Source organism: Streptomyces sp. G45, from assembly GCF_049542095.1.
Classification (GTDB): domain Bacteria; phylum Actinomycetota; class Actinomycetes; order Streptomycetales; family Streptomycetaceae; genus Streptomyces.
Genome location: NZ_JBMUZU010000001.1, coordinates 2,449,509 through 2,460,994, shown reverse-complemented (window position 1 = coordinate 2,460,994; position 11,486 = coordinate 2,449,509). Strand labels below are relative to the sequence as shown.

Here is an 11,486-nt window from a genome sequence, read left to right as displayed (position 1 = left end):
CCTTCGTCAACTCACGGTAACCATGGCATCACTTCTCGTCGAGGGTGCCTCTCAACCCAAGATGCCGAGTCTGGACAGCGCCTTCTGGTTCAGAGTGAGGACGTGAGTCGTCTCCGGCGAGTGCGCTGTGGGGCCCTGACTCAACTCAATTCCGTGGGGCTGGTGTTGCGGGCGGCGGGTACCGTCAGCGAAGTTCGGCACTGATGCTTGCTCTGGCGGCGCTAGACCCTTTCGGTCGCGATCCGCGCGTGGTCGGCGGTGAGCATGGCGATGTCCTCGACGTCCGAGGCCAGGATCGTGACGTGGCCAGGTGAGCGAGGGCTGTGGCGCAGAGCATGGCGTCGATGGCGTACCTGTGGCCGTGCAGTCCGGCCGTGCGTAGCAGGGTGGCGGCGGGCTGGGCGATGGCCTGGGTGACCGGCTCGACTCGCAGCCGGGGCAGCGTCCACTTCAGTGCCGCGTCATTGATTTTCGGGTGGATCACCTCGACGAGCACCGCCGCGGAGGTGATGACGGGTAGGTCTGCGTCCCTGGCAGCGGTGAGCCACTCGTGGACCTCGCGGTCGCGCTGAACGGCCTTGGCGAGGCCCTCGCTGTCCAGGACGAGGGAGCCGCTCATGCGGTTGCCCCGGTACCGGAAGTGGGGGTGGTCCCGGTGAGCTTGGCGCGCTTGGCGGCCACGGCGTCTGGATCGGCCGGGACGTTGACCTGGTCGAAGTCGGCGATCAGCTCGTCCAGGTTGTCGCGCTCGATCTGGCGTTGGGCTGCCCTCTCCAGGTACGCGGATACGCCGCGCTTGCCCACTCGCTCGCGGATCGCCTGGAGGGTGCCAGCGATGAGGGAGACGGAGATGCCCCTGCTGGGCCCGTCGCCGGGGGAGAAGTCGGTGTCGTCGTCAGCCGTGACGCGAGTATGGCATTTCTAATGCCATACGGCGACCCTCGGGGCTTGGGGCGTGCGTCAAGAGACCGCACGTAGCGGCTATAGCGCACGCAGTGCACATTGGCATCGGGTCCGTTTTGCTTCTAGTGCGCCGCTGGCCTGCGGTTTTCTTTCACGTGTTCTTGATTCACATTATTTCGATGACTCATCATGTGGAGTGTGGCGGTGCTTGAGCCTGCTGGCAAAGGTAGCTGAACTGCAGTTTTGTGCCCTCAGCGGGTCGCTCGACTCCTTTCCGGCACCGCAACAGGTGGAGTGATTTAGCAACTCCAAGATGAGGGACTGACCTGGGCTTTTCGGTCGTGGGGCACTCAGGCCTCCGTTGTCGCCAACACGGTGCCGAAGAATTCTTGACGCTCGTTCCGAGGACCACCCGGACTCCGCCGTCGGGCGGAAGGACTGGGCGCGGTTCGTGCGGTACCCGCCGGAAGTTGAAGCGTGTCTCGGCGGTCGCCCTGTTGCGGAACCGCCGGGGCCACCGACACGCCGAGATCAGTGGGCCAGGGCCATGTGCTCGACGTAGGCGACCTTCACAGACTTGATGTAGGACAGCTGGCGGCCGTCTTCGAGGGTGGTGTACTCGTCGAACTCGGTCTCGTCGGCGTCGGTCTTACCGGGGGCCAGGTGGGGCGAGCCGATGTAGGTCTGGCCGACGTAGTCGCCGTCCTCGTCGAAGGTGTTGAGGATGACGGAGTAGTTGGCGGGTTCGTACCCCTTGTTGGTGATCTTGTAGACGAACTCGCAGACCTCGTCCTCCGAGTCGCTGTAGTCGCAGGCGTTGTAGTCGAACTCGTCGGTGTCGTCGCGGTCCTCGCTGTCGCTGTACGAATCGCTGTCGTTGGTGACGAGCTTGCCGCCGGGGACCTCGCCGTGGTCGATCGGGTCGCCGTCGCAGGTCAGTGCCCACCAGGTGATGCCGCCGCGAGCAGGAGCGTGGTTGCGTCGGCTATCAGGGCACGCTGACGTCGACGGCCCGGTGAGATGGCGCTCCAGGGCACGGGGGTCGTGAGCGGCACCGGGAGCATCGGGGGAGCGAGGACCTCGCGGGTTCGGGCTCGGAGACGGTGGGCTGGGGTTCCGGCTGCTGGGACGCCTTGTCGTTCAACTTGTTCTGCCTTGACATGTGGAGTGGACGGGCTCGGGCGGGCGGATGCGGAGTCCGGTTCCGGCCAGAAGTAGCAGCGCGGCGAGTACGGAGAGACCGCAGGCGGCCCCGAACATGTCGGCGGCGGTGAGCGTGAGGAATACTCCGGCAGTTTGCCAGCCGATTCCGGAGGGCATCGGGCCCGGCCTGTGGCGGCGCCTGCGGGGGCCCCAGGCGAAGAAGCTCCGTCGTGGGAGCAAGGGCGACGAGCCGGGACGAGATCATGAGCCCGACAGGAGCGGTGTTGTTGGCGAGTTTGCCCACGCCGACGACGGTGGTGAAGCCGAAGTAGAGGATCGGCAGCAGCCACCGAGGCCAGCGCGGTCCGCGAGGGTGAGGGCGGGAGCCACATCGGTCTTGTCGGCGAGGTGCTCGAGGGTCTCGGCGTGGAGCTGCCCGGCCTCGCTGCGAGCGGTTTCGGCCGCGCAGGCGGTCTTGGTCAACTCCTCGCGCAGCCAGGTGCGTTCCGTCTCGATGACCTCGGAGATGCGGTGACGTTCGTCCAGGGGTATGTGCGGGGCACGGGCTTCGGCGCGGGCAAGTGCGGCCCGATGCCACTCCATAAGGGAGCGGTTGCGGTGCTGGCCGATCCCGTAGATGTGGATCGGGTGCCCGTCCGTGCGGTGGATGTAACCAGGTGGTTCTTCCCCTCGCCGCCGACGTACGAGCCAGCGCCGTCTCCGATACATCCGGGTCCGCCACCGTGGAGGCGATCGGATTCCTGGAGCTGCTGCTCATACCGGACCGGCGCTGGGCCCAGGACTCCGCGCTCGATGTCCACGGCAGGCAGCTCGGATGTCTCTGCAACGACCTGCGCGACCTGATCCGCCACCTCGCGGGGTGCCCTGCGGCACAGCTATCAGGCGCGCGCCGAACGGACGGCCTGGTGATCGTCGACATGCGGCTTCTCGCGGACGTGCCGGAGCCCAAGGAGGCGGGCGCCGCGGTCGAGCCGCTCAGGACCCGGCCATGGGCAGGAATGCGCAGGCTCACGGTTGCCACGGGGCTCCTCACCGGGGCAGGGAGCTTCTTGACGGCGGTTCGCCCGGCGTCAGGGAACCCGAGTCCGCGACCGGGGAGCCGAGCCGCACCTGGCACCCTCCCTGTCAGCGCCCTGCCCCCACTGCCCTGACCGATCGACCGTCACCGGCAGATCACCGACGGTAGGGTGAGGGGGCGATCGCAGCGGACGCGGTGATCCCCCATGGCATGAGAGGGAGGGCGACGAGACGACATGGCCGCGCTGGAGGAGAGTCAGGGGCGTACACGGGACCAACGGTCGGTGTTCGAGCGGTATCAGGACGCGGCGGCCGAGCCCGGGGAAAGTGATTCCTCTCTGTTCTCCGTGGAGGTCACCGCCGACGGCCGACCGACCGACATCGAGCGCGAGGAGGCCGAGGATGAGGTATTCGAACAGATCACCTCTCCCTTCGACCCTGAGCACATCGACATCGACACCCGGACGACGACGGTCGATCTGCTGCTGTCCCGGCTGCGCAACGAGATGATCGACCTCGCCCCGGACTTCCAGCGCAAGGCGGGCATCTGGACCGACGGCAAGCAGAGCCGTCTCATCGAGTCGCTGCTGCTGCGCATCCCCATCCCGTCCTTCTATGCCGCCGAGAACAAGGACGGCAGTTGGGCCATCGTCGACGGTATCCAGCGTCTGACCTCCATTGCCCGCTTCTTGGAGCCTCAGGCGGTCGGCGCCGACCCGCTGAAGCTGACAGGCCTGGAGTATCTGCGTAACTTCGAGGGGGCGAGCTTCGCGGACCTGTCCGGGAAGCTCCAGATTCGCCTGCGCGAGACCGAGGTCGTCGTCCACGTCATCCGGCGCGGTACGCCCGAGCCGGTGATGTTCAACGTCTTCGCGCGCATCAACACGGGAGGCGAGCCCCTCACTCGGCAGGAGATCCGGCACGCGCTCATTCCAGGACGGGCCCGCACGCTCCTCGCGGAGCTGGCGGAGACCGAGGAGTTCCGGCGGGCCACCGGCTACAGCGTCGTCGGCGACCGGATGGCCGACCGGGAGATGGTCCTTCGTTTCCTGGCTTTCCGGATGACCTCTCCGCACGCGTATAAGCCTGGTGACTTCGATGCTTTCCTGGCCGAGGCGATGCACCAGGTGAACCGTCTCGACAGCGCCGACGAGGGCCGCCTGCGGAGCGAGTTCCTCACGGCGATGCTCGCGGCCGAGGAGATCTTCGGCCACCACGCCTTCCGGAAGTACCGTCGGAACCAGCAGCGCAAGTCACCCATTAACAAGGCACTCTTTGAGGCGGTAGCCGTCAATCTCGCGAGTCTCGGCGGCAACGATCGCCAGAAGCTGCGGCAGATCGATGTCCTCGACGCCTTCGCGGAGCTCATGGAGGACGTCGAGTTCGAGCGCGCCATCTCTGTGGGCACCGGCGACGCCAGGAAAGTGCGGAAGCGGTTCGACGCCGTCAAGGAGCTCTTCGGGGACGCGCTCGGCAAGGGACGGAGCGGGGCCGATCAGTGATCAACCGCATCACGCTGATCAACTTCAAGGCGTTCCGGCGTCTGGAACTTCCTCTCGGTCCGCTGACGCTCCTCACCGGCCTCAACTCCTCGGGTAAGAGCAGTGTCTTGCAGGCACTGGGACTGCTCCGGCAGTCGTACGAGACGCAGATGCTCAGCCGGACCAAGCGTGCCGGGGGAGGGTTGCTGCTCAACGGAGATCTCGTGGCCCTGGGCACAGCACAGGACATCCTCCACGAAGACTTCGGGCTCGTGGAGGAATTCCCTGCTGACAGCGAGCCGCTCGTTGGCTTCGTCATCGAGGAGGACGGCGAGCAGCGCACGTGGGCCGCCGCGTACGACCTTCGTCATCCCGACCGGGACGTCATGCCCTTGGTAGAGGGGTCGGTCCGCGCGCACCTGGCCGAGCAGCCGTTCCAGTACCTGCACGCCGACCGCATCACCCCGGCGGTCACCTACCCCCGCTCCCACCAGATCGCCGTTGCGCGCGGGTTCCTTGGCGTGCGGGGTGAGCACACCGTCAACTACCTGCGGCACCATACAGATCAGGAAGTACCGACGGAGGTGCCCGACGGTCCGCTCCGTCATCGCGGCGCCAGCTCTCCCCAGCTCCTGGACCAGGCGGTCGCCTGGATGCAGGAGCTGTGCCCCGGCGTCAACATCGAGACGGACCCCATCGAAGGCACCGACTCGGTGCGCCTCTCCTACGGCTTCGGCGGCACCGCCGGCATCAACTCCACTCGTCGTCGGCGTCCCACCAACGTCGGCTTCGGCCTCACCTACGCGCTGCCCGTCGTAGTCGCCTGCCTCACCGCGACGCCCGAGAGCCTGATCCTGCTGGAGAACCCCGAGGCCCACCTCCACCCGAAGGGCCAGAGCAGGATGGCCGCACTGCTCTCAGCGGCCGCGGCCACCGGCGCGCAGCTGATCGTCGAGACGCACAGTGACCACGTGCTGAACGGTGTCCGCATCGCTGTGAAACAGAGCGTCCTGCAGCCAGAGGACACGGTCGTGCACTACTTCAGCGGCAATGGGGTGGGTGCCGAGGTCGTCACCCCCCGCATCGACAAGGACGGCATGCTCGAACAGTGGCCCGAGGGATTCTTCGACGAGTGGGAGCACTCGCTCGACCAGCTGCTGGACTGACGGCACAGCCCGACACAGGGGGAGGAAAGTGTGCCACTGCTGTTTCTGAACGAGAAGTCCTGGGGTGTGGCCTGTGACCCGGCGCGTGCCGAGCGGGCCATGGCCGACTTCGTGGATGCCGTGCGTGCTGCCGCTGCCGCGGGTGGATCGGGCACGGCGCTGGTGAGCGAAGTGGACGTCAAGATACTGGAGATCGCCGAGGGTTATCCCGTCAACAAGTGGATCGGCGCGAGTCCGCGCAACCGCGCCCTTTGGCAGCGCCTTCGGGGCTTGCAGGGCAGATCCCCCGTGCGGAGCGTCTTCCCAGCGGAGTACGCCGCCGACCATCTCGAATACCGCCACGACGGCGAGGTCGTCCTCGGACTGGGCGCCGCGCACTTCATGGACGGCATCGCCGTCAGTCTTCCGGTGGCCCGGCCGTGGCAGGTCGACCGCGTCAGCCTGGAACGTAGCGAACTCGTCGAAGACGACGACGGCACGCTGGAGATGCGGCACGAAACAGTCGACGTCCGGCATCTGTCCGCCGAGTCGCATCTCGACGGACACCTGGACTGGATCCGGGAGTCACGCCGGGAAGGCGTCACCACCGGTCCGCGGGTCTGGGACAGCCGAGCCGACCTCTACCCGCACCTCACGTTCCTGCCGCGCGTCGAGGGACAGCTCAGCGGCCTGAACCCACACTGGATCGTACCCGTACGGCGGACCCTGGAGCGGCTAGAGGAAGCCGTCGCCGCGTGGGACCCGGCGGCCATGGTCGAGCCCGAGTGGCGGACCAAGGTCAGCCCGGAGGGCGAGACCCGCAAGCGCGTGTGCCGGTTCACCGACCTGGACGGAAAAACACGCACCTTCGACATGCACGCCCGGTTCACCCCGGGTGCCGGGCGCATCCACTTCCGCTTGGTCCCGGAGGAACGGACGATCCGTCTGGCCCACATCGGCAGTAAGATCCGCCCGGACCTGTGACACTCCGCAGAAGGGGCCTCCTGGCCGTCCGGCATGTTCGCCTTTCTGTTTCTGGGCAGCGTTCACGGGGACGCCGCATCTTCGCCGATGTCTTCCAGCGCCTGTCGTTCTCCGCTCATCAGCCCACTCCGCCGCCGCATCGCGTCGGCCTGCGTGTGTCCAGGAACCTGGCCTCTGAGCGCTTGAGCGCCACTTGAAGAGCGAGGCGTTGGCGAGAAGAAGTAGATCAACCGTCCATCGTGCAAGCTGCAGGCAGGACGTCGTTCAACTGTGTTTGCCACTCGGTATCGGGTTTGCACCTGCGGAAGTCGAACATGCCATCTGGATGAGCCCGGCGCGGGACCCACTCTGTGATGGGTTTCAGCCCTGTCGGGATGTGACCTGACGTCAAGTAGACGTTGACGGGCGAAGTTTCCCTTGGTGCAATGCCTTGTCCGCGACGACGCGAGGGTGGGGAACGGGGCACGTGGCAGGGCTGGACAGTGCAAATCTCAAGACGCTTCTTGGTGACGTGGCCTCGGGAAGGCTGCAGCTCCCCGACTTTCAGAGGGAGTGGAAGTGGGAGGACGACCGTATCCGGGCCATCATCGCGACCGTGACGCTCGACTACCCCCTGGGTGTCACGATGACGCTGGAGACCGGCGGTGCCTCCCGCTTCCGTACTAGGCCGCTCACAGGTGCGGAATCAGCCGCTGAGCGGGAGCCCAGTCTCCTGCTGTTGGACGGCCAGCAGCGTCTCACGTCTCTCTTCCAGGCCCTGTATGTGGCCGATGCGCCGGTCCGGACCGTGGACACACGCGGCAAGTCGGTCCGCCGCTGGTACTACGTCGACATAGCGAAGGCGACCGGTTCACCGTCCGACCGCGACGAGGCGATCGTCTCTGTGCCGGAGGACCGGATCCTGCGCAGAGACTTCGGGCGCAAGGTCGTGCACGACCTGAGCGACACCTCTGGTGAATGCGCGGCGGGGCTGTTCCCTCTGCGGATCGTGTTCGACACGCAGAGGGTCAATGCGTGGCGTCGCGAGTACGAGAAGGTGGACGAGGCGCAAAACTTCGACTTGTGGATCAAGTTCGAGGACCAGGTGCTGCACCCCGTCAGGTCGTTCCAGGTCCCGATGATCAATCTGTCCTCGTCGACGTCCATGGACGCCGTCTGCGCTGTCTTCGAACGGGTCAACACCGGGGAGTCCCCCTCAACGTCTTCGAACTGCTGACCGCCACCTATGCAGGAGACCGTGAGTACACGAGTCGCACGGGTGATTACTACGACCTCCCCTCCGTCTGGCGTTCGATCAAGGAGCAGGTGGCGGAGCGGTATCCGGTGCTCGGCCGCCTGGAGGTGGACCTTGACGACGGCCTGGCCAACAGTGACTTCCTCCAGGCGGTGGCCCTGGTGCGGACGTGGAACCGCAAGCTGCTCGACTCCACGGTGGGCGTCTCCTGCAAGCGGCGCGATCTGCTGGAGCTTCCACTGCAAACCTTCCAGGAACTCGCTCCCCGCCTCCGGGACGCTTTCGAATGGGTCGGAGAGTTCCTGTTCACGCAATGCATCGTCCACGTCGCGGACCTTCCGTACCGAACCCAGGTGGTCCCTTTGGCCGCGGTCCGGGCGATCATCGGTGAAGCTCTCGACACCCCGGAGGCGACTCAGAAGATCACGCAGTGGTACTGGTGCGGCGTCCTCGGGGAGATGTACGGCGGCTCAACGGAGACCCGTTTCACCCGTGACGTGGAGCAACTGGTCGCTTGGATCCGCGACGACGGCGAAGTCCCCGACACTATCGCCGACTCCTTCTTCGACCCCCAGCGCTTGCTCACCCTCAAGACCCGCAACAGCGCCGCATACAAAGGCATCTTCGCGCTCCTGATCCGGCAGGGCGCTGTGGACTGGCATTACACCGACGGTCCGATGGCTCCGGGCACGCTGGTGGAGTACGGCATCGACGTGCACCAGATCTTCCCGAAGAACTGGATACGCCGGAACCTCGATGAGCGCTACCCGGCCAGCTCCATCATCAACAAGAGCCCGTTGTCGCTTCGCGCGGCCCAGGCCCTCAGCGGTGCCCCAGCCGCGTACCTGGAGCCCCTCGCGGCGGCGGCCGACATGCGTTCCGAGTGGTTCGACGATGTGATCGCGACCCATCTCATCGACCCGAAGGCCTTGCGAGCCAACGACTACGTCGCGTTCTTCGAGGCGCGTGCCGCCGCGCTGGAGGACCTGGTGTACCAGGCGATGGGCAAGCGCACCACGATCGTCCGTGGTATCGCGGACGGGGAGGGGGAGCGCTGATGAAGAAGCCGACAACGGCGGAGCTGATCGCCCTCAAAGGTGCGGAACTCGCTCTGTCCGAGCTGCTGGCGCTGTATGAGGTGCGGGTACGGCAGGCCGGCGTCATCCGGGAGATAAGCGAGTCGCTGGCCACCGCCGGGCTGACGACGCTCCCCGACTTCTCGACCTGCCCGACCCTCGCCCGAGTGCGGCTGGTACCGGTCGCGGCCACGACGATGGGCCCACCCACCGAGACGGACCCGGCGGTGCCCGCCGACCCCCTTCCGCCGGGAGCGCTGCCGCAGCGCCTGCTCCTGGGGGACCTGCCCTCGGCCGTGGGCGGCCTCCAGTGTGTGCCCCGCGGCGCCGAGCTGAGCCAGGCCACGTACCTCATGCGCTACGAGGGTTACAACCAGATCCCCGTGGTCAGCAACATGACCGAGCTCCACGGAGTGGTCACCTGGAAGTCGATCGCTCTCATGTATGAGAACGGCTGGGATCTGACTCTGGAGAATGCCATGCAGCAGGAGTCGCTGCCGGTGTTCGACAGCAGAGAGGATCTGTTCAGTTGTCTGCCCATGCTCGTCGATCATGGGTACGTGCTGGTCCGAGGGCAGGACGGCCGAATATCCGGAATTGTCACGTATCGGGAGATCATCCGCCGGTTCCAGAACACCGCCCGGCCGTTCTTCCTTCTCGGGGAGATCGAGTCGTTGCTGCGCCGCTGGCTGGGGGCCCGTCTGGACGCCGAAGCTGTTCAAGCGGTACAGGCGACCAACCGCAAGCCGGAACACCGCACCGGCAAGGTGGAGGACCTGATGTTCGGCGACTACGTCCTGCTCCTGGACGGCACTCAGCAGAAGAAGCCTGCCCTCGCGCAACGCGCGGACGCGAACTGGAACGCCCTGGGCCGTCCTGGACTGGACCGCGGCCAGTTCGTCCACCATCTCCAGCGCGTGCAGGCCATCAGGAACAGGATCGCACACTTCGACGACGATCCACTGCCGCCGGAGGACATGAGGGACCTGACCTCGTTCGCCCGGCAGCTTCGGGACTGCGTACGGTGAGTAGTGGTGCGAAGCGAGCTTCGGTCCTGGCCCGCTCCGCGTTCGCCGATGTCGGAGGCCGCGAACACGATGACGGCACTCCGGCCGCGGCGTTAAGGTGAACCTTCGGTGAAAGTGTGACGTGCCGGGACAGGTGGGCACGAGAGGGTGGCGCGGCATAGATGACTGAGGTGCCCACGCAGATCGGCCGGTACACGGTTGAGCGCAAGCTGGGCGCGGGGGGCATGGGACAGGTCTATCTGGCCTACTCACCCGGCGGCGACCCGGTCGCGGTGAAGGTGATCAGAAACGACAGACTCGACCAGGCGACCCGGGCACGCTTCGAGCGAGAGGCGCTGATCGCCCGGACAGTCGTCGGAACCAACCGGGTGGCCCGTTTCCTCGACGCGGACCCTTACGCCGACGAGCCGTGGATGGCTGTCGAGTATGTGCCCGGGCTGACCGTCCACGAACAGGTGGAGAGGGCAGGCACCCTCCCGGTGCCGCTGGTTGCCAGCCTCGGTGCTCTGCTCGCCGAGGGTCTGGAGGCGGTGCATGCCGTCGATCTGCTGCACCGCGACCTCAAACCGCAGAACGTGATGCTCGGTGAGTACGGCCCGATTCTGATCGATTTCGGGCTGGGCGCGTTCATGGACGCGGGAAAGGACACCCTCACACACGACGGCATGATCATCGGCACGGTCCGCTGCATGCCGCCGGAGCAGGCACTCGGCCGCTCCCGGGTGAAAACGCCGGCCGACGTGTACGGCCTGGGCACGGTCCTGTTGTATGCGGCGACCGGCCACTACCCGTATGACGGACCCGGCTGGCCGGCGATCGTCGCCCAGGTGACCGACGAGACTCAGCCGCCGGACCTCTCCGGGCTGCCCGAGGCGCTCGTCCCGTTGGTCACGGCGATGCTCGCCCACGCCCCGGAGGAGCGGCCCGCGCTCGCAGAGGTCACGGACCAGTGTGTGGCGCTCATGACAGGCGCAGGGTTCACACCCGTACAGGCGCGGTACGCCCTGATCGACGCCGTAGCTCCCGGCGGAGGAGACGGGCGCACCGGGCCCTCGCCGGTGGTGTGGGAGCACATCGCGGTCCAGTACGGCGACGCGCTCGACGTGCACACCCAGGTCGTGGATGAGGACGGTATTGACAGTCCACTGGACCACCCTACCCGCCTCGACCCGATCGGGGACGGGGCGCAGTCCGGCTCCTCCGGTGCGGAACGTGCGGACGAGGCGCACACGGGGCCCGCGGGCGTGTCGTCCGGCGCCGGTGCGGCTCGTACGGACGCTTGCCTGCCCTCCAAGCCTTCCCGCAGGCCCGGCCGGAAACCGGCATCGCAGAAGGTGGCCGAGGAGCTGAGAGCCCGGTACGCGATGCAATCGGCCCTGTGACATGTGGTGAGCAGGCAGGGCGGTCATGGGGAGACCGACGCGACGCGTCGGCACTTGCGGCGGTCGAGAACA

Annotated in this window: 10 protein-coding genes and 1 pseudogene; 8 read left to right on the top strand and 3 right to left on the bottom strand. The window is 66.6% G+C overall.

Annotation, left to right across the window (positions count from 1 at the left end):
• Positions 1 to 221: 221 nt before the first annotated feature.
• Together ACOBQU_RS09705 and ACOBQU_RS09700 are read right to left on the bottom strand one after the other, a co-directional pair.
• Positions 222 to 619 (bottom strand): annotated as a pseudogene (locus ACOBQU_RS09705) (DNA-binding protein).
• Positions 616 to 852: a hypothetical protein gene (locus ACOBQU_RS09700; protein ID WP_423634376.1), complete on the bottom strand. Its 237-nt coding sequence runs from the start codon at positions 850 to 852 to the stop codon at positions 616 to 618. The pseudogene ACOBQU_RS09705 and the gene ACOBQU_RS09700 overlap by 4 nt, the downstream one beginning before the upstream one ends.
• 600 nt (positions 853 to 1,452) lie before the next feature.
• Between ACOBQU_RS09700 and ACOBQU_RS09695 the strand changes: the two genes are divergently transcribed.
• On the top strand, positions 1,453 to 1,905 hold the full coding sequence (locus tag ACOBQU_RS09695) for a hypothetical protein (protein ID WP_423625819.1): 453 nt from the start codon (positions 1,453 to 1,455) through the stop codon (positions 1,903 to 1,905).
• Between the two features lie 402 nt (positions 1,906 to 2,307).
• On the opposite strand, the gene ACOBQU_RS09690 is transcribed toward ACOBQU_RS09695, so the two are convergent.
• Positions 2,308 to 2,649 carry a hypothetical protein gene (locus tag ACOBQU_RS09690; protein ID WP_423625817.1) on the bottom strand — a complete coding sequence of 114 codons (342 nt, stop codon included), beginning with the start codon at positions 2,647 to 2,649 and terminating at the stop codon, positions 2,308 to 2,310.
• A gap of 671 nt (positions 2,650 to 3,320) precedes the next feature.
• On the opposite strand from ACOBQU_RS09690, the gene ACOBQU_RS09685 reads away from it, so the two are divergent.
• The 7 genes from ACOBQU_RS09685 to ACOBQU_RS09655 all read left to right on the top strand — a co-directional run bounded on the left by ACOBQU_RS09685 (position 3,321) and on the right by ACOBQU_RS09655 (position 11,414).
• Positions 3,321 to 4,586 (top strand): DUF262 domain-containing protein, encoded by a 1,266-nt coding sequence (locus ACOBQU_RS09685; RefSeq protein ID WP_423625815.1) that lies wholly within the window; start codon positions 3,321 to 3,323, stop codon positions 4,584 to 4,586.
• The gene (locus ACOBQU_RS09680; RefSeq protein WP_423625813.1) at positions 4,583 to 5,731 is read left to right on the top strand and encodes an AAA family ATPase; all 1,149 of its coding nucleotides are present in this window, start codon (positions 4,583 to 4,585) and stop codon (positions 5,729 to 5,731) included. The genes ACOBQU_RS09685 and ACOBQU_RS09680 overlap by 4 nt, the downstream gene beginning before the upstream one ends.
• 30 nt (positions 5,732 to 5,761) lie before the next feature.
• Positions 5,762 to 6,694, top strand: coding sequence for a hypothetical protein (locus ACOBQU_RS09675; protein ID WP_423625811.1), 933 nt, complete (start codon positions 5,762 to 5,764; stop codon positions 6,692 to 6,694).
• A 466-nt stretch (positions 6,695 to 7,160) separates the two neighbouring features.
• Positions 7,161 to 7,910, top strand: a complete 750-nt coding sequence (locus ACOBQU_RS09670; RefSeq protein WP_423625809.1) for a DUF262 domain-containing protein — start codon at positions 7,161 to 7,163, stop codon at positions 7,908 to 7,910.
• Between the two features lie 89 nt (positions 7,911 to 7,999).
• Entirely contained in the window at positions 8,000 to 8,986 is a 987-nt protein-coding gene (locus ACOBQU_RS09665; RefSeq protein ID WP_423625808.1) for a hypothetical protein, read from the top strand.
• Complete coding sequence (locus ACOBQU_RS09660) at positions 8,986 to 10,032, top strand: CBS domain-containing protein (protein ID WP_423625806.1); 1,047 nt, start codon at positions 8,986 to 8,988, stop codon at positions 10,030 to 10,032. The genes ACOBQU_RS09665 and ACOBQU_RS09660 overlap by 1 nt, the downstream gene beginning before the upstream one ends.
• A 161-nt stretch (positions 10,033 to 10,193) precedes the next feature.
• Positions 10,194 to 11,414: a serine/threonine-protein kinase gene (locus ACOBQU_RS09655; protein WP_423625804.1), complete on the top strand. Its 1,221-nt coding sequence runs from the start codon at positions 10,194 to 10,196 to the stop codon at positions 11,412 to 11,414.
• Positions 11,415 to 11,486: the final 72 nt, after the last annotated feature.